The sequence below is a fragment of the Sphingomonas sp. AAP5 genome (genome assembly GCF_004354345.1).
Taxonomy (GTDB): Bacteria; Pseudomonadota; Alphaproteobacteria; order Sphingomonadales; family Sphingomonadaceae; genus Sphingomonas; species Sphingomonas glacialis.
The window spans coordinates 764,792-782,273 of record NZ_CP037913.1 but is presented as its reverse complement, the minus strand read 5'-3'; the positions used below and the strand labels follow the sequence as shown (position 1 = coordinate 782,273).

Sequence of the window (17,482 nt, the reverse complement as noted above, 5' to 3'; positions counted from 1 at the left end):
CGATAGCGCAACAATCCTTCAGCGCGGGAGTCGTTCCGTTTCTCGACAGCACGCCCGCGGAATCGTAAAGGCGTGCCATGGCCGATGACCCCTTCCAGCTGTTCGACACGTGGTACGCCGAGGCGCGCGTAAGCGAGATCAACGATTCCAACGCGATGGCGCTCGCCACCGCCGACGCAGACGGTCGCCCGTCGTCGCGGATGGTGCTGCTCAAGGGCCACGGCCCCGACGGCTTCGTGTTCTACACCAACCGCGGCAGCCGCAAGGCGGGCGAGCTCGACGCCAATGCCCATGTCGCGTTGCTGTTCCACTGGAAATCGCAGCGCCGCCAGATCCGCATCGAGGGCAGCGTGGCCCGCGCGACCGATGCCGAATCGGACGCCTATTTCGCCAGCCGCGGTCGCGATTCGCAGCTCGGCGCCTGGGCTTCGGACCAGTCGCGCCCGCTCGACGATCGCGCGACCTTCGAGGCGCGTTTCGCCGAGATGCAGGCGAAGTTCGAGGGGCAGGACGTTCCGCGCCCGCCCTTCTGGGGCGGCTATCGCGTCACCCCCGCCGTGATCGAATTCTGGCAGGACCGCGCGCACCGGCTGCACGAGCGCCGCGTCTTCACCCGCACCGCGGACGGCTGGACCGAAGGATTGCTCTACCCGTGACCGAAGACCAGCGCCGCGCCATCCCGCATACCGTCCGTGCCGCGCTCGCGAGCGTGGCGATGGCGTGCGGGCTGATCGCGCTGAAAACCTATGCCGCCTGGTCGACCGGTTCGGTCGCGATGCTCGGCAGCCTCGCCGATTCGGGGCTCGACCTGCTCGCCAGCCTGGTCACGCTGTACGGCGTGCGCCTCGCCGCGCAGCCGGCCGATCACGACCACCGCTTCGGGCACGGCAAGGCCGAGGCGCTCGCCGCGCTGTTCCAGGTCATGCTCATAACCGCTTCGGCCGCGGGCATCGCTTGGCGCGCGGTGATGGCGCTCGGCAGTAACGCGGCGACGCAGGGCGCCGAGTTCGGCATCGGCGTGTCGGTGATCGCGATCGTCGCGACGATGGTGCTGCTCGCCTATCAGCGCAGCGTGATCCGCCGCACCGGCTCGGTCGCGATCGTCGCCGACAATGTCCATTACCAGTCCGACGTGCTGCTCAACGGTTCGGTGATCGTCGCGCTGGTGCTCGACCAATATCTCGGCTGGCATCAGGCCGATCCGATCTTCGGCATCATCATCGCGCTGTGGCTTGCGTTCGGGGCGTTCCGCGCCTCGTCGAGCGCGATCGACCAGTTGATGGACAAGGAATGGCCCGAGGACATGCGCCGCGACTTCATCGAGGTCGCCGCGCGCCAGCCGGGCATCAAGGGCATCCACGATTTCCGCACGCGCCATTCGGGCGCGCACGATTTTGCGCAGTTCCACATGGAGGTCGCGCGCGACATCACCGTGGCGGATGCGCATATCGTGGTCGAAGGCGTCGAACGCGCGTTGCGCAAGGCGTTCCCGAAGGTCGAACTGCTGATCCATCTCGACCCCGAGGGCCATGTCGACACCGACAATCCTTTGGTCGAAGCCGACGTCACCCCTCACTGGTTCGGGAAACGCGCATGAGACTGCCGATCGTTCAAATCGACGCCTTCGCGAGCGAAGCCTTCACGGGCAATCCGGCGGCGGTGATGCCGCTCGCCGCGTGGCTCGACGACGCCGTGCTGCAGGCGATCGCCGCCGAGAACAATCTCAGCGAAACCGCCTTCATCCTGCCCGATGCGAGCGGCGAGGCCAATTTCGAACTGCGCTGGTTCACGCCGACCAACGAGGTCGTCCTGTGCGGCCACGCCACGCTGGCCAGCGGCCATTTCGTGCTGTCGAGCGATCCCGAGCGCGATGCCGTCACCTTCCGTACGCGCAAGGCCGGCATCCTGACCGTGACGCGCGCCGGCGACAGCTATGAACTCGCGCTGCCCGCCTGGGCCCCGGCGCCCAAGCCGCTGCCGCATATCGTTGCAGCGCTCGGGCTCGACTCGGCGGTCGAGACGCTGTGGCATCCGCATCGCTATGCGCTGATCGTGCTCGAGCATGCCGACCAGATCCGCGCGCTCGATCCCGATTTCCGGCGGCTCGGCCGTCCTTCGGGCGATGACCCGCAGGCGGGTGCGGATGCCGAGGTCGACGTGCTGACGATCGTCACCGCGCCGGGCGACGACACCGACGTGATCAGCCGGGTGTTCGCGCCGGGCGCGGGGATCGACGAGGATCCGGTGACGGGCTCGGCGCATGCGGTGATGACGCCCTATTGGACGGCCCGCCTCGGTCGCGATCGCTTCACCGCGTACCAGGCGAGCGCGCGTGGAGGGCATTTGACCTGCCGGCTCGAGGGCGAGCGCGTCGTGCTCGGGGGATCGTGCGTCACGGTGATGGAAGGGACGTTCTTCCTCGGTTGACGAGGCGATCCGTGCTCTAGCGGGGCATGATCACCGATCCTGCCGCGAGCGCGATGGTGACAGCAGCTGATAATGCCCCCGCTTGCAGAGCCGAGGGCCTGCGGTGATACCGCGCTACGACATCGAATATTGGCTCAAGCGCGAGATCGCCGAAAGCGCCGCGAGCGTCAGGCAAGCGAGCTTACCGAGCGCGTGGCGCACGCCGAGCTCGCCGACGGCTTTGCCGACCCCGCGTGGAGTGCCCGCGAAGCGCGGCGCGAGGCGGGAATTTGAAATGCTAACTGGGTAACGGTGCGGCCTTGACCTCCCGCGATGCAAGACGGCGGTTTGGCGGTGTTCCCGGATGTCACATGGCGACCAGAACCGGACGTCCAGCTTGCCTGATGGCCATCCCGACAGCGGACGCTCGGTATCGACCTTGAGCAACAACCCTGCGACTATCGACCCGCGAGATTTTGGGTCTTGATCGGGAGCGGCACGTGCTAGATTTCTTCTATAGGCTCCGGCTGAAGCCGGGCGCTGACTTCATCGAGGAGCGGCCCGAGTCCGTATCGGCGGACCTTCCTTACGAGGTTCAATCGAAGATCTTCGATCAGCTGGCGACGGTCGGCATCGCCGGCGCAGGGCTCTCGGTCACGTTGATCGGCAGTTTGCTCCAGAACGCGTCGCGCGTCGTGTGGCTGTCAGTGATCCTCTTCGGGTTAGCCGCCATTACGTCGGTCGGTGCCAACGTTCGGCTGATCGACGGACTGACCCAGCGCCGGCCTGTCCTACGCCGCACCAAGCTGGACGTGCAGATCGCGATGGGCCTGATCGGCATGGCGATCGGATGCCTGTGCATGAGCATGTATTACGAGGGTGATCGTGCACCACCGAAGGCCGCTAGCGTGCAGCCGGCACGGTAAAGCTGGGATGTTCGCTGACCACCACCACGGGACGATTGGCCCGACCTGATAGCAGCACCTTGAGCGGAATGTCCGCTTACCACCAAACTCAGACATTCCCTCGGTCGTAGCCCCGGCGTAAGCCGGGGCCTCTGGATGGCTTGGCGGACAACGGGACACCAGGGGGGAGGCCCCGGCCTTCGCCGGAGCGACGGTTATGCTTAGCGCCGCTCCGCACCAACAAGCGACATCGGCGGCGCTGACGCTGCCCCATGCTCAAGCTATACCATCCGCCCGCGTCCCGACGTAGCAAACGCGCTCAAGCCTCGACCAGCGCGCTCTCGGTTTCCTCGATCCAACCGCCGCCGAGCACCCGGTCGCCGGCGTAAAGCACCGTCGCCTGCCCCGGCGCGACGCCGTATTCGGGCGCGTCGAACACCACGCGCTCGCCGTCGAAATGCGCCGCCACCGGCTTGGCGAGCGAGCGCACCTTCGCGGTCATCGGCCCACGATACGCACCCGCCAGCCAGTTGACCCCGCTCAGCCGCGCCGCGCGCACGCCGAGCGCGGCCTTGGGCCCCACCACGACGCGCTTTGCCGCCGCATCGAGCCGAATGACGTAGAGCGGTTCGGGCGTCCCGCCGATCTCGAGCCCGCGGCGCTGGCCGACGGTGAAGTGGATCAGCCCGCGATGCTTGCCGAGCACGCGGCCGGTCTCGTCGACGATCTCGCCGCTGGTGTCGGCATCGGGGCGCAGTTTCTTGACGAGCGAAGCGTAATCGCCGTCGGGCACGAAGCAGATGTCCTGGCTGTCGGGCTTGCCCGCGACGCCGAGCCCGAGCTCGGCGGCGAGTTCGCGCACGCGCGGCTTGGGCAGCGCGCCCAAGGGAAAGCGCAGATAGTCCAGCTGATCCTGCGTCGTCGCGAACAGGAAATAGCTCTGGTCGCGCGCCGGATCGGCGGCGCGGTGGAGTTGCGCACCCGCCGACCCTTCGACGCGCCGGACATAATGCCCGGTCGCGAGGCAATCCGCGCCGAGATCGCGCGCAGCGGCGAGCAAGTCGGTGAATTTCGGGCCCATGTTGCACTGGATGCACGGAATCGGCGTGCGCCCGGCGAGATAGTCGTCGGCGAAGCGGTCGATCACTTGGTCGCGGAAGCGCGATTCGTGGTCGAAGACATAATGCGCGATGCCGAGTCGGTCGCACACGCTCCGCGCATCGCGGATGTCGCGCCCGGCGCAGCACGAGCCCGCCCGGCCGACGGCTTCGCCGTGATCGTAGAGCTGGAGCGTGATGCCGATCGTCTCGGCCCCGGTCCGCGCCGCGAGCGCTGCCACGACCGAACTGTCGACCCCGCCCGACATCGCGACGACGATACGCTTGCCCGCCAGATCGGCGCCCAGCTGAAATTCACCAGTATCCATGCCCCGCCAGATAGGCGTTCGCCCGCCGCGATGCAAAAGTATCGAAAAGATCTTCGGCAGCTTTACCTGCCCTTTAGGACCTTGCCCGTACAGCATCCCTTCGAACCGCAATCGGATGTGCCGCGTGGACCTGAACTTTACCCGATTTGAAGCCGACGCCACCGTCGTGGCGCTCCCGCCCGACCTGGCCGTGCTGATGGTCGGGGTCGCGGCGCGCCAGGCGGCAAGCCCGACGGCGATGATGCAGGCGCAACTTCCGCCCGTGCACAGCATGCCCGATTGGTTTGCCCCCGCGCACGGCTGCTTCAACCTGGCCGTTGCACGGCTGATCGCAACCCCCCTCTGCGGGGCACGAGAATGAAGATGTTGTTTACCGAGCCGCTTTAGCCGGCGTTCAAGTCCGCCGGCTACAAGCCGTTACTGAGATGACGGGGTCCCCCGCCCCACACGAGGTTTCAACGATGATCGAAAACCAGAAGATCCGCCCAGCCAAGGTGATCGGACCGCTCGGAGAGCCACTGACGCTCGAATCGCTCCCGCCGCCGGAGACGACGCGCTGGGTCGTGCGCCGCAAGGCCGAGGTGGTCGCAGCCGTGAATGGCGGCCTGCTCACCGTAGACGAAGTGTGCGAACGCTATGGCCTGACGGTCGAGGAATTCGCCGGCTGGCAGCGCGCGATCGATCGCTCGGGCATGCCCGGTTTGCGCGTTACGCGGATCCAGCATTACAAGTCGCTGTACGAGCGCCAGCAAAAATATTGAGGTGATCGCATGCGGCTCGAACCGGGCCCGGAACAAAATTCGCGGGTCGTGAGTCTTACCCCCGTATCCCGGATGCACCCGGGCAAATGGAGGGTAAGATGATCGGTCTCATTGTTTGGCTTGTAGTCGGTGGCGTCTGTGGTTGGCTTGCCAGCATGGTGATGCGGACCGATGGTCAGCAGGGCGTCATCCTGAATATCGTTGTCGGCATCATTGGTTCGGTGATTGCATCGTTCCTGTTCGGCGCCGGGATCAACCAGGTCGTTACCATCACGACCTTCCTGTATTCGTTGATCGGCGCGATCATCCTGCTCGCGATCGTCAATCTGATCCGTCGCGGTACTGTCCGCTAAACCTAGCGACAGACTGCGAGAAAGGGCCGTCGGGAGCAATCCCGGCGGCCCTTTTGGTTTATTTCAGCAGGAAGCGCACCGCGAGCGTGACCGACACGGCGGTCTCGCCAGCGCTGATCGCGGTCGAATCCGCCGCCTTGGCGCGCGCCATGAACACCATCGGCGGCGGCGAACCGCCATCGTTGGCGCCGCCTTCGGTTATCGACACGATCCGCACGACGCTCATCCCCGCCGCTTTGGCGTAAAGCTGCGCGCGTGCCGTCGCGATCTTGACCGCCGAGATGCGCGCTTCGTCGAGCGCGGCGTCGGGCTGGTCGAGCGACAGGCTCGGGCCGTCGATCTGGTTGGCGCCCTGGGCGACCAGTGTGTCGAGGATCGTGCCCGACTTCGCGACATCGCGGAAACGGATCGCGACGCTGTTCGATGCTTGATACCCCGTCACGACGGGTGCCTGCCCGTCGGCATAGCGATATTGCGGGCTGAGCGAGACGTTGGCGGTGCGGATGTCGCGCGGCGCCACGCCCGCCTGCTTCAGCGCTGCGAGCACGCGCGCCATGCGGCTGGCATTCTCGGCGAGCGCCGCTGCGGCGGTCTGCCCCTGCGTCATCACGCCCGCGCGGATCGTCGCGATATCAGGCACGCGCGTCGTGCGTCCCTCGGCCGAAATGTCGAGCAGCGTACCGTCGGCGAGCACGCTCGGCACGGTCGCGGTCTGCGCCGACGCGGTGCTGGCAGCTCCGGCGGCGACGAGCAGGGCAGGCGCAAGAAGAAGAAAGGTCGAACGCATATCATACTCCCGGTGTTCGGGGCCGGTCGGCCCGTTCCCCAAGCCTTGCCAGCTTTTGCGGCAACGAGCGATGAACGACCCAAGCCTTTTTGCGGAGCGCGCCATTCCGTGACGGCATGCGGCATATCGCACCGCCCCACATTCGTATCATGGCAATGCCGCGCTGCGAAACGAAGTTGCCACGATGACTGGTGATCCTGTTGCGAAATGGTTGCGAACCCGGGCGAATCGCGCCATTGCGCATGCGAACAGAGCGGCCCTCTTGAGGTCGGTGATATATTTCGATAATACAGTGACGAAGAGGCGTGCCGGCAAGGGTCGGTGGTCCGGGCCGAAGCCCATGGGGCGGGCCAAAAGGTCGGGGATGTGACGCAGATGCAGTATGAGACGCGGACGATCGGTACCGAAGACGTTATCGCGCTGCCCGGCGAGGGTGCGCCGCGCGGGCGGCGTTGGGGTCTGATCGCGGGCATCGTCGTCGCCGTGGTTGCGATCGCGATCTTCGCCTATTCGTTCTTCGGCCACAAAGCGCCGCCGGCGAAGACGACCGAACAGCTTCCGCTCGTCTCGGTCGTTGTGCCCGGCCGTTCGAGCGTCGCGCGGACGATCACCGCGACGGGCTCGCTCGCGGCGCGGCGGGAAATGCCGATCGGCGTTTCGGGCGAAGGCGGCATCGTCACCCGCGTGCTGGTCGAACCCGGCCAGTGGGTCGAAAAGGGGCAGGTGCTCGCGCAAGTCGATCGCTCGGTCCAGACGCAGACCGCCGCCTCGCTGTCCGCGCAGATCAAGGTGTCGCAGGCCGATGCGACGCTCGCGCAGTCCGAACTCGACCGCGCCAAGCAACTCGTCTCGCGCGGGTTCATCTCGCGTGCCGACATCGAGACCAAGACCGCGACGCGCGACGCCGCGTTTGCGCGAGTCAAGGTTGCGCAGGCGCAGCTCGCGCAGCAGCAAGCGAGCAACGGCCGGCTCGACGTCCGCGCGCCCGCGCGCGGCCTGGTGCTGACGCGCAGCGTCGAGGCGGGCCAGGTCGTCAGCGCCGGGTCGGGCGTGCTGTTCCGCATGGCCGAGGGCGGCCAGCTCGAACTGCGCGCGCAAGTCAGCGAGAACGATCTGCGCGGGCTCCACGTCGTATCGCAAGCGCGCGTCACCCCGGTCGGCGGGAGCACGGTGTTCTCCGGCCAAGTGTGGCAAGTCTCCCCGGTGATCGATCCGACGACTCGCCAGGGCGTTGCACGCATCGCGCTCAGCTATGATCCGGCGCTGCGTCCGGGCGGCTTCGCCTCGGCGGCGATCGTCGCGGGCACGACCAATGTTCCCGAACTTCCCAACGCCGCGATCCAGAGCGACGACAAGGGAAATTACGTGTATATCGTCGGCGCGGACGACAAGCTCGTCCGGCGCTCGATCAAGGTCGGTGAAGTGTCCGACAGCGGTGTGGCGATCAGCGACGGCTTGAACGGTACCGAGAAGGTGGTGCAGTCGGCCGGTGCGTTCCTCAACGCCGGGCAGAAGGTAAAACCGACGCTGGTGACGGCGGACGCAGCGAATAAGAGGTAGTCGATGAACTTCCGGAATATCTCGGCCTGGTCGATCCGCAACCCGGTCCCGTCGATCGTCTTGTTCTTCATGCTGACGATCGCCGGGATCGTCAGCTTCATGCGGCTCGACGTCAACAACCAGCCCGATATCGATTTTCCGGTCGTCATCGTCGAAATTTCGCAGCCGGGCGCCGCGCCGACCGAGCTCGAAACGCAAGTCACGCAACGCGTCGAAGCCGCCGTCCGCTCGCTCCAGGGAATCGACGAGATCGATTCGACAGTGACCGAGGGCAGCTCGCAGACGATCGTCCAGCTCAACATCGGCACGCCGATCGACCGTGCGGTCGAGGACGTGCGCTCGGCCATTTCGCAGATCCGCAGCAACCTACCCGACGGCATCCTCGAGCCGCAGATCATGCGCGCCAACACGACGGGCCAGGATCTCGCGAGCTACGCCGCGATCACCACCGACATGACGGTCGAGCAGCTCAGCTGGTACATCGACAACGACGTCGCCAAGGAATTGCTGTCGGTCCCCGGCCTCGCCACGGTCAGCCGCAACGGCGGCGTCGATCGCGAGATCCGCGTGATCCTCGATCCGCTCAAGCTGTCGGCGCAGGGCCTGACCGCGAGCGCGGTCAACCAGCAGCTGCGCCAGGTCAACCTCAACGCCGCTGGCGGCCGCGCACAGCTTGCCGGTTCGGAGCAATCGGTTCGCGTGCTCGGCAACGCGCAGACCGCCTATGCGCTCGGCCAAGTGCAGATCGCCACCGGCACCGGCCGCACGATCAAGGTCGCCGATCTCGGCCGCGTCGAGGATCTCTATGCCGAACAGCGCTCGGCCTCCGAGCTCAACGGCCGCCAGGTGCTGAGCTTCGATTTCCAGCGCGCCAAGGGCTATTCCGACGTCACCGTCTTCCACGAGGCCGAGAAGAAGCTCGCCGCGCTCGAGGCGCGCAACCCCAAGGTGCATTTCAAGCGCATCTCGGACAGCGTGAAATACACCAAGGCGCAATATGACGCCGCGATGGAGGCGATGGTCGAGGGCGCGTTCCTCGCGGTCGTGATCGTCTTCATCTTCCTGCGCGACTGGCGCTCGACGATCATCTCGGCGCTCGCGATCCCGCTCTCGGCGATCCCGACCTTTTGGGTGATGGAGCTGCTCGGGTTCACGCTCAACAACATGACGCTAATGGCGCTGAGCCTCGTCGCGGGCGTGCTGGTCGACGATGCGATCGTCGAGATCGAGAATATCGTACGGCACATGCGGATGGGCAAATCCGCCTATCAAGCGTCGATCGACGCCGCCGACGAGATCGGCCTTGCCGTGCTCGCGACGACGATGGCGATCGTCGCGGTGTTCCTGCCGGTCGGCCTGATGCCCGGCATCTCGGGCCAGTTCTTCATGAACTTCGGCCTGACGGTGGTCGCCTCGGTGCTGATGAGCCTGGCCGTCGCGCGCCTCATCACCCCGATGCTCGCGGCCTATTTCCTCAAGGCGCACGGCCAGGCGTCGCACGGCGAAGGCTGGCTGATGGATCGCTACATGGCGATCCTGAAATGGACGCTGCTCCATCGCTGGTCGGCGGTGGTCGGCGGGGCGACGGCGTTTGCCGCGACGATCCTGCTGTTCATGAGCATCCCCTCGACCTTCCAGCCGCTGCGCGATTCGGATTCGAGCGTTGCGCAGATCGACATGGTGCCGGGCACGACGCTTGCCGAAACGCAGGCCGTGGTGCGCCGCGTCGCCGACTTCCTGCAGAAACAGCCGAGCGTCGAATCGGTCTATTCGCGCGCCTTTGTCGGCAATGGTCGCGTCACCGCGATCTTCAAGCCCAAGGCCGAGCGCACGATGAAGAGCTATGAGTTCGAGCGCGCGCTCGCGCCCGAGCTCCAGACGATTCCCGATGCGCGCGTCTCGTTCCGCTCGTCGAGCGGCTGGGGCGGCGGTGGCCGTGCGCTGACCGTCACGCTCGGCGGCGACGATCCCAAGTTGCTCGCCGAGACCGGCGCGAAGATCGTCGAGGCGATGTCGACGCTGCCCGATCTCGTCGCGCCGCGCATCTCGGGCGATCTCAAGCGCCCCGAACTCGTCATCACGCCGCGCATGGATCTGGCGGCGACGATGGGCGTGACGACGGCGGCGTTGTCGAACGCGATCCGGCTCGCGACGCTCGGCGACATCGACCAGAACAGCGCGAAATTCTCGCTGTCGGACCGCCAGATCCCGATCCGCGTCGCGCTCGACCAGGATTCGCGCCAGCGCCTGTCGACGATCCAGAACCTGCCGGTCGCGACCGCGAGCGGCGGTTCGGTCCCGCTCAACGTCGTCGCCGATATCGGCTTCGGCGCGGGGCCGACCAAGATCGAACGCGTCGCGCAGCAGCGCCAGCTGACGGTCGGGGCCGATCTTTCGCCCGGCGTCGTCAGCGGCACCGCGCAAAAGGAGATCCACGCGCTGCCGATCATGAAGAACCTGCCGCTCGGCGTGAAGGAACTCACGCTTGGCGAATCGAAATGGCAGGTCGAGCTGATCCAGAACTTCATCATCGCGCTGGTCGCGGGCGTCTTCCTGCTCTTTGCGGTGCTCGTGCTGCTCTACCGCCGTTTGCTGCCGCCGTTCGTCAACGTGATCTCGCTTGCGGTCGCGCCGCTCGGCGGGTTGATCGGGCTGGCGGTGACGGGCACGCCGATCTCGATGCCGGTCTATATCGGCCTGATCATGCTGCTCGGCATCGTCGCCAAGAACTCGATCCTGCTGATCGACTTCGCGCTCGAGGAGATGAACAAGGGCGTCGACAAGGTCACCGCGATCATCGACGCCGGGCACAAGCGCGCGCAGCCGATCGTGATGACGACGGTGGCGATGGTCGCGGGCATGATGCCGACCGCGCTCGCGCTGACCGGCGACGGATCGTCGCGCGTGCCGATGGGGATCACCGTTATCGGCGGTCTCACGATGTCGACCGTGCTGACGCTGCTCATCACGCCGGCGCTGTTCAGCCTCGCGGTCGGGGTCGAGGCGCGCGTCGGGCCGTATCTGCGGCGCAACCTGCTGACCTATCGCCCCGGCGACGATCTCGGCCCGCTGATCGAGAACCGCCCGCCGACCGGCCCCACCCTCCCCGGCGCCCCGCCGCGGATCGTTTATTCGGGCGAGGGTCCGCATCCAGCGGAGTGATGGGCACAACGTTCCCCTCCCCTTCAGGGGAGGGGTTAGGGGTGGGGAAGTGCGAGGCGGCCGATCATCCGCCCTCCGCTGATTCCGCCGGCCCAGTCGCGGCACGGCCCCACCCCAACCCCTCCGCTGAGGGGGAGGGGCTAAATGCCCACCAACCTTTCTCCTTGAACTATCGCGCCGCTCGGGGATTGGTCGCGGCATGAGACGTACCCGCCCCCCTCGCGCTTCCGAAGCCCCGCCCGCCGGCCTCGTCCGGATGCGCTGGATCGCCGGAGGGTTGCTGGTCGTGATGGCCATCACCTTCCTCGTCACGCGTGCCTATGCGCCGACCTATCCCGCGCTCGGCTTCGTGCGTTCGTTTGCCGAGGCGGCGATGGTCGGCGGGCTTGCCGACTGGTTCGCGGTGACCGCGCTGTTCCGCCATCCGCTCGGCCTGCCGATCCCGCACACCGCGATCATCCCGCGCAACAAGGATCGCATCGGCACGACGCTCGCCGCGTTCCTGCGCGACAATTTCCTCATCCCCGGCGTCGTCGCGCGGCGGATGCGGCGTGTCGATGTCGCGGGTGCGGCTGGGCGCTGGCTCGCCAATCCGCCCGGTGGCGACGGTCGCATTCGCCGCGGCGCGGCGGGGCTCGCGACGCACATGCTCGAAGCGTTCGACCAGCAGCGACTCGGCGGGATGGTCAAGGCCGGGATCGGCGCGCGGCTGCGCGCGCTCGATGTCTCGCCGCTGCTCGGCCAGGCGCTGACCGCGGCGATGGCGGAGGACCGGCATTTGCCGCTGCTCGACGGGATCGTGAAGTGGGGCGCACGCCTGCTCGCCGCGAACGAGCAAGTGATCCGCCAGATGGTGTCGGATCGCGCGGGCACGGTGATGCGCTGGACCGGGCTCGACGAGACGCTCGCCACCAAGATCATCGACGGGCTCAACGGGCTGCTGACGGGCATTGCCGAGGATCCCGACCATCCCTTGCGCGCCAAGGCCGAGGAAGCGCTCGCGACGCTCGCGCACGATCTCGTCCACGATCCCGAGATGCGCGCGCGTGTCGCCGCGGTGAAGGGCGAGATCATCGACAATCCTGCAATGCAGCGCTGGCTCGACGGGCTGTGGGAACAAGCGCGCGGTGGGATGCTGCGGATCGCGCGCAACCCCGACAAGCTACTCGCCGGCCCGGTCGGCGACGCTTTGCGCCAATTGGGCGGCACTTTACAGACCGATCCCAAGCTGCGCCGCACGATCAACCGCTTCGTGCGCCGCACCGTCGTCGGCATGGCGGCAGATTATGGCGACGCGATCGTCCGGCTGGTGTCCGAAACGATCCAGGGCTGGGATGCCGGGACGATCACACGCCGGCTCGAAAATGCCGTCGGCCGCGACCTGCAATATATTCGCGTCAACGGCACGCTCGTCGGCGGGCTGGTCGGGCTGGTGATCCACGCGGTCGACGTGACGCTGTGAGCGCGCGCCGCGCGGCGCTCACTGATAGCGCAGCCGGTTTTCGAAGCCGCTATTCGCCTTGGTCATCTTGATCAGCTTGCGGAGATAGGAGCGGACCTCGCGTTCGAAGCGGCGGTCGTCATGCGCGCCGGCGTGGCGATACTCGTCCTGATCGAGCAGCGCCTTGAGCCGATCGGCGAACTTCGCCTGATCGTCGGTCGCGCCGTGCACCATCGCGGCGCGACAGACGAACTCCTCGGCGGCGGCCTTGTCGAAATCGCCCTCGGCGGAACGCCCCTGCCGATCGGCAGAGGCTTGCTCGCTGCGCGCAGCGGCAAAGCGGCTTTCGAGCCACTTGCGGACGATCTCGCCGTCCCACGCGCTTGGCTCGGTCATCGACTTTCCCTGTGCTGCGCCATCGGTCGCGGGCTTCACTTCGGCCAATCCTCGACTCGCCAGCCGCGCGACCACGCCATCGCGCGCAATTGCGTGTGCGGATTGACCGCGATCGCGACGTCGGCCCATTCGAGCGACGGCTCATCGGAGACATGGTCCGAATAGAAGCGCACCACGGCATCGCCGCGCGCAATCCCCTGCCCCGCCATCCACGCCTCGAGCATCGCGAGCTTGGCGCGGCCATAGCAATTCTCGCCCGCGATCTGCGCGCGAATCATGCCGTGCTCGCGCACCACGCCCGTCGCGATCACCGTCTCGAAACCGAGCCGCTCGGCGATCGCCGCGGCGTAAAAGCCATAGGACGCGGTTGCCATCACGATGCGGTTCCCCGCCGCGCGGTCCTCGGCGATCTGCGTGATCGCGCCCGAATAAATGCCCGACTCGACGATACGGTCGGCAAACCGCGCCGCGGCGCGCGCGACCGTCGCCTCGGGGATCGCCCGCCCGAGCAGCAGCGCGTGCGTGATTTCCTTCAATCGGGCGCGCGACAGCAGCCCGAACACATACCCAAGCGTCGCCCCCGCCGCGACCGGCAGCAAGGCCAGCCGCCACGGTGCTTCGACCGCGGCGGTCCGCACGAGGAACGATGTCCAGGTCGGCGCGTAGGTAATCGTCTTGTCCATATCGTAGACGGCAAAGTGATGCATTTACGCGCCATACGCCGCAGGAGCCTTGCCGATCCAGCCCGATTGCAGCAGAGAAGGCGTCAGATGACCGAAATGGCCGCCTTCTCCAACGATACCGACGTCGTTCGCTTCACCGGTAGCCTTTCTTTGGCGAATATCGGTGACTTGCCCGAGCGCCTGCGCGCTTTCGACGGCACGGTGTCGAGCGTCGATCTCAGTGAAATCGAGCGAATCGATACCGTTGGGGCGTGGCTCGTCCACCGTTTTGCCGCCGAGCACGACGCCGAAATCACCGGCCTCGATGCCGATGGCGAACATTTGCTCGCGCAAGTCGCCGCGGCCGATCAACCCGTCGCGATGCGCCCCGCCACTGCGGGCTCGTTTACGCGGATGGTCGGCGAGATCGGCGATGCCGTCGTGACGACCGGGCACACGCTGTACGGGTTGCTCGGGTTCCTGGGCGCGACGCTGATCGCCTTCTGGCACGTCGTGACGCATCCCAAGCGCTTCCGCTTCAACGCCGTCGTCCAACGCTTCGAAGTGGTCGGCGTCAACGCGCTCGCGATCGTGGGGCTGATGAGCTTCCTGATCGGGATCGTCATCGCGCAGCAGGGCGCAGTGCAGCTGCAGCAGTTCGGCGCCGAATTCCTCACGATCAACCTGGTCGGGCGAATCACGCTGCGCGAGCTCGGCGTGCTGATGACCGCGATCATGGTCGCCGGCCGCTCGGGCTCGGCGTTCGCCGCGCAGATCGGCACGATGAAACTGACCGAGGAAGTCGATGCGATGCGCACGATCGGCGTCTCGCCGATGGAAGCGCTGGTGCTGCCGCGCGTGCTCGCGACCGTCATCATGATGCCGCTGCTCGGCATGTACGCGTCGATCGTGACGATCATCGGCGGCGGTCTGCTGTGCTGGATCACGCTCGGCATTCCGCCGGTGACCTTCATTCAGCGGTTGCGTGAAGTCGTGCCGATCACCGACCTCTATGTCGGGCTGGTCAAGGCGCCGGTGTTCGGGCTGATCATCGCGGTCGCGGGCTGCTTCCAGGGGATGCTGGTCGAGAGCGACGCCGAACAGGTCGGCACGCGGACCACCGCCGCCGTCGTCCAGGCGATCTTCCTCGTGATCGTGATCGATGCGTTCTTCGCGGTCTTCTTCACTTCGATCGGCTGGATATGACGCAGACCGAACGCGACGGCAAAAAGCAGGGCGACGATGTCATCGTCGTGCGCGGCCTCAAGAACGGCTTTGGCGAGCAGATCGTCCATGACGGGCTCGATCTGAGCGTCCGGCGCGGCGAGATTTTCGGCGTGGTCGGCGGGTCGGGCACCGGCAAATCGGTGCTGATGCGTTCGATCATCGGGCTGCAGACCCCGATGGCGGGCGAAATCGAGGTGTTTGGCGAATCGACGATCGAGCGCGAGGAAACCGAGCTCACCAACCTGACCAAGCGCTGGGGCGTGCTGTTCCAGGGCGGTGCGCTGTTCTCGACGCTGACCGTTGCCGAGAACGTCCAGGTGCCGCTGCGCGAATTCTATCCCGGGCTCGATCCGGCGCTGCTCGATGAAATCGCCGCCTATAAGGTCGTGATGACGGGCCTGCCCGCCGATGCCGGCCCCAAATTCCCGGCCGAACTGTCGGGCGGGATGCGCAAGCGCGCCGGGCTCGCCCGCGCGCTGGCGATGGACCCCGAACTGCTGTTCCTCGACGAGCCGACCGCGGGGCTCGATCCGATCGGCGCGGCGGCGTTCGACGAATTGATCGCTTCGCTGCAGAAGACGCTCGGGCTGACGGTGTTCCTGATCACGCACGATCTCGACACGCTGTACGCGATTTGCGACCGCGTCGCGGTGCTTGCCGACAAGAAGGTGATCGCGGTCGGGACGATCGACGAGTTGCTCGCACTGGACCATCCGTGGATCCAGGAATATTTCAAGGGACCGCGTGGTCGCGCCGCGACCGCGACGATCCAGCATAACAAAGACGTGGCGAAAGCTGAGGGCACAAGCTGATGGAAACCCGCTCGAACCATGTGCTGGTCGGCAGCGTCGTGCTGATCCTGCTCGCCGTCATGCTGCTGTTCCTCGTCTGGATCGCGCGCTGGGGCACCGCGACCGACAAGGAATATGACATCTTCTTCAAGCAGTCGGTCGACGGCCTGGCGAAGGGGTCGGCGGTCGCCTTCTCGGGCGTGCCCTCGGGGCAGGTCAAGGAGATCACGCTGTGGAAGCCCGATCCCCAGCTCGTCCGCGTGCGCATCAGCGTCAATCCCGACGTGCCGATCCTCGTCGGCACCACCGCCACGCTGCAGGGCAGCTTCACCGGCACGAGCACGGTGCAGCTCGACGGCGCGATCAAGGGTGCGCCGGCGATCGCCTGCCCGGTCGAGAACCCGCTGAGCGATTGCCCCAACGGGGTGCCCACGATTCCGACCAAGCCCGGTGGCCTCGGCGCGTTGCTGAGCTCGGCGCCGCAGCTGCTCGAGCGGATCTCGACGCTGACCGAGCGGCTGTCGGACATGCTGTCGGACAAGAACCAGCAGTCGATCGCGGGCATCCTCGCCAACACCAACAAGCTGACCGCGGCGCTCGCCGATCGCGGGCCCGAAATCGCCGCGACGCTCGCCGAGACGCGCACCGCGATCCAAAAGGCCGGTGCCGCCGCCGATCAGTTCGCAGTGCTCGCGCAGACCACCAATGGGATGCTCAAGGAGGATATCCATCCGATCATGGGCAACCTCAACAAGACGATCGCGTCGGCGCAGCACAGCATGGAAACGCTCGACGCCGCGATCGGCGATGCGCGGCCGGGGCTGCAGGTGTTCTCGAAGCAGACGATCCCCGAGGTCGGCCAGCTCGTCCACGATCTGCGCCAGATGTCGCAGGCGCTGACCTCGGTTGCCGAAAAGCTCGACCGCGGCGGCGCGACCTCGCTGATCGGCCAGCCGAAATTGCCTGATTACAAGCCCGGAAAGGGACAGTGACCATGATCCGCTCCAAGACGCTGCTGGCGCTCCTCGTCGCCGTCCCGCTCGCTGCGCCACTCGCTGGCTGCATCAGCTTCGGCGCAAAGCCCCCGCCCTCGCTGCTGTCGCTGACCTCGGCAGTGAGCGTTCCCGCCGGGCAGACGCAATCCTCGGCGACCTCGCCGACGATCACGATCCTCGTCCCCGGCGCGGCGCAGGCGATTGCCGGCACGCGCGTGCCCGTCCAGGCGAGCGAGACGTCGATCGCCTATGTCACCAACGCGCAGTGGGTCGAGCCGCCAAACCGGATGTTCGTCCGGCTGCTCATCGACACCGTTCCGGCGCGGACCGGGCGGATCGTGCTCAGCAGCGCACAGTCCTTTTCGGACCCCGGCGCAGTCCTCTCGGGCGAATTGCGCAATTTCGGCGTCGATGCCGCGACCAACCAGGCCGTCGTGACCTTTGACGGGTCGCTGATCCGCACGAGCGGCAAGGTCGTCGAGAAGCGCCGCTTCGAAGCGCGCGTGCCGGTGACGGCGATCGCTGCGGCCCCCGTTGGCCAGGCGCTCAACACCGCGGCCAATCAAGTCGCCGCCGAGATCGCCGACTGGGTGGGCAAGTAACGCGTGCG

The 17,482-nt window shown here is 66.7% G+C and carries 18 protein-coding genes; 14 read left to right on the top strand and 4 right to left on the bottom strand.

Features of this window, described 5'->3' with window-relative positions; genetic code table 11:
• Window positions 1-77 precede the first annotated feature (77 nt).
• The 4 genes from pdxH (at window position 78) to E2E30_RS03575 (ending at window position 3,332) form a co-directional block, all read left to right on the top strand.
• Window positions 78-656: a pyridoxamine 5'-phosphate oxidase gene (gene pdxH / locus E2E30_RS03595; RefSeq protein WP_133187321.1), complete on the top strand. Its 579-nt coding sequence runs from the start codon at window positions 78-80 to the stop codon at window positions 654-656.
• Window positions 653-1,597 carry a cation diffusion facilitator family transporter gene (locus E2E30_RS03590; protein ID WP_133187319.1) on the top strand — a complete coding sequence of 315 codons (945 nt, stop codon included), beginning with the start codon at window positions 653-655 and terminating at the stop codon, window positions 1,595-1,597. Before pdxH ends, E2E30_RS03590 begins: the two co-directional genes overlap by 4 nt.
• Window positions 1,594-2,427, top strand: a complete 834-nt coding sequence (locus E2E30_RS03585; protein WP_133187317.1) for a PhzF family phenazine biosynthesis protein — start codon at window positions 1,594-1,596, stop codon at window positions 2,425-2,427. The genes E2E30_RS03590 and E2E30_RS03585 overlap by 4 nt, the downstream gene beginning before the upstream one ends.
• Before the next feature lie 479 nt (window positions 2,428-2,906).
• The gene (locus E2E30_RS03575; RefSeq protein ID WP_133187313.1) at window positions 2,907-3,332 is read left to right on the top strand and encodes a hypothetical protein; all 426 of its coding nucleotides are present in this window, start codon (window positions 2,907-2,909) and stop codon (window positions 3,330-3,332) included.
• A gap of 298 nt (window positions 3,333-3,630) precedes the next feature.
• Here E2E30_RS03575 and mnmA read toward each other — a convergent pair whose 3' ends face one another.
• Entirely contained in the window at window positions 3,631-4,737 is a 1,107-nt protein-coding gene (gene mnmA / locus E2E30_RS03570; protein WP_133187311.1) for a tRNA 2-thiouridine(34) synthase MnmA, read from the bottom strand.
• 124 nt (window positions 4,738-4,861) lie between these two features.
• Here mnmA and E2E30_RS03565 point away from each other — a divergent pair, with 124 nt between their 5' ends.
• The 3 genes from E2E30_RS03565 (at window position 4,862) to E2E30_RS03555 (ending at window position 5,851) form a co-directional block, all read left to right on the top strand.
• Window positions 4,862-5,098: a hypothetical protein gene (locus E2E30_RS03565; RefSeq protein WP_189676839.1), complete on the top strand. Its 237-nt coding sequence runs from the start codon at window positions 4,862-4,864 to the stop codon at window positions 5,096-5,098.
• Window positions 5,099-5,198: 100 nt separating this feature from the next.
• Window positions 5,199-5,498 (top strand): CtrA inhibitor SciP, encoded by a 300-nt coding sequence (gene sciP, locus E2E30_RS03560; RefSeq protein ID WP_010185929.1) that lies wholly within the window; start codon window positions 5,199-5,201, stop codon window positions 5,496-5,498.
• A gap of 101 nt (window positions 5,499-5,599) precedes the next feature.
• Window positions 5,600-5,851 (top strand): GlsB/YeaQ/YmgE family stress response membrane protein, encoded by a 252-nt coding sequence (locus tag E2E30_RS03555; RefSeq protein ID WP_133191909.1) that lies wholly within the window; start codon window positions 5,600-5,602, stop codon window positions 5,849-5,851.
• A 58-nt stretch (window positions 5,852-5,909) separates the two neighbouring features.
• Here E2E30_RS03555 and E2E30_RS03550 read toward each other — a convergent pair whose 3' ends face one another.
• Entirely contained in the window at window positions 5,910-6,638 is a 729-nt protein-coding gene (locus tag E2E30_RS03550; protein ID WP_133187309.1) for an SIMPL domain-containing protein, read from the bottom strand.
• Between the two features lie 375 nt (window positions 6,639-7,013).
• Here E2E30_RS03550 and E2E30_RS03545 point away from each other — a divergent pair, with 375 nt between their 5' ends.
• The 3 genes from E2E30_RS03545 (at window position 7,014) to E2E30_RS03535 (ending at window position 12,822) form a co-directional block, all read left to right on the top strand.
• Window positions 7,014-8,198 carry an efflux RND transporter periplasmic adaptor subunit gene (locus E2E30_RS03545; RefSeq protein WP_133191908.1) on the top strand — a complete coding sequence of 395 codons (1,185 nt, stop codon included), beginning with the start codon at window positions 7,014-7,016 and terminating at the stop codon, window positions 8,196-8,198.
• A gap of 3 nt (window positions 8,199-8,201) precedes the next feature.
• Complete coding sequence (locus E2E30_RS03540; RefSeq protein ID WP_133187307.1) at window positions 8,202-11,360, top strand: efflux RND transporter permease subunit; 3,159 nt, start codon at window positions 8,202-8,204, stop codon at window positions 11,358-11,360.
• Window positions 11,361-11,559: 199 nt separating this feature from the next.
• A complete protein-coding gene (locus E2E30_RS03535) occupies window positions 11,560-12,822 on the top strand; it encodes a DUF445 domain-containing protein (RefSeq protein ID WP_206365632.1) in 1,263 nt (420 codons plus the stop codon).
• Between the two features lie 18 nt (window positions 12,823-12,840).
• Here the strand turns inward: E2E30_RS03535 and E2E30_RS03530 are convergent, their stop codons facing one another.
• Both E2E30_RS03530 and E2E30_RS03525 read right to left on the bottom strand, forming a co-directional pair.
• Window positions 12,841-13,197 carry a hypothetical protein gene (locus E2E30_RS03530; RefSeq protein ID WP_189676836.1) on the bottom strand — a complete coding sequence of 119 codons (357 nt, stop codon included), beginning with the start codon at window positions 13,195-13,197 and terminating at the stop codon, window positions 12,841-12,843.
• A 35-nt stretch (window positions 13,198-13,232) separates the two neighbouring features.
• Complete coding sequence (locus tag E2E30_RS03525; protein ID WP_133187305.1) at window positions 13,233-13,904, bottom strand: HAD family hydrolase; 672 nt, start codon at window positions 13,902-13,904, stop codon at window positions 13,233-13,235.
• Between the two features lie 63 nt (window positions 13,905-13,967).
• On the opposite strand from E2E30_RS03525, the gene E2E30_RS03520 reads away from it, so the two are divergent.
• Genes E2E30_RS03520 through E2E30_RS03505 form a run of 4 tightly spaced genes read left to right on the top strand, consistent with a single transcriptional unit; the run spans window position 13,968 to window position 17,474 of the window.
• On the top strand, window positions 13,968-15,065 hold the full coding sequence (locus E2E30_RS03520; RefSeq protein ID WP_133187303.1) for an ABC transporter permease: 1,098 nt from the start codon (window positions 13,968-13,970) through the stop codon (window positions 15,063-15,065).
• On the top strand, window positions 15,062-15,898 hold the full coding sequence (locus tag E2E30_RS03515; protein WP_133187301.1) for an ABC transporter ATP-binding protein: 837 nt from the start codon (window positions 15,062-15,064) through the stop codon (window positions 15,896-15,898). The genes E2E30_RS03520 and E2E30_RS03515 overlap by 4 nt, the downstream gene beginning before the upstream one ends.
• A complete protein-coding gene (locus tag E2E30_RS03510) occupies window positions 15,898-16,869 on the top strand; it encodes an MlaD family protein (protein ID WP_133187299.1) in 972 nt (323 codons plus the stop codon). The genes E2E30_RS03515 and E2E30_RS03510 overlap by 1 nt, the downstream gene beginning before the upstream one ends.
• Window positions 16,866-17,474 (top strand): ABC-type transport auxiliary lipoprotein family protein, encoded by a 609-nt coding sequence (locus E2E30_RS03505; protein WP_133187297.1) that lies wholly within the window; start codon window positions 16,866-16,868, stop codon window positions 17,472-17,474. The genes E2E30_RS03510 and E2E30_RS03505 overlap by 4 nt, the downstream gene beginning before the upstream one ends.
• The last annotated feature ends 8 nt before the right edge of the window (window positions 17,475-17,482 follow it).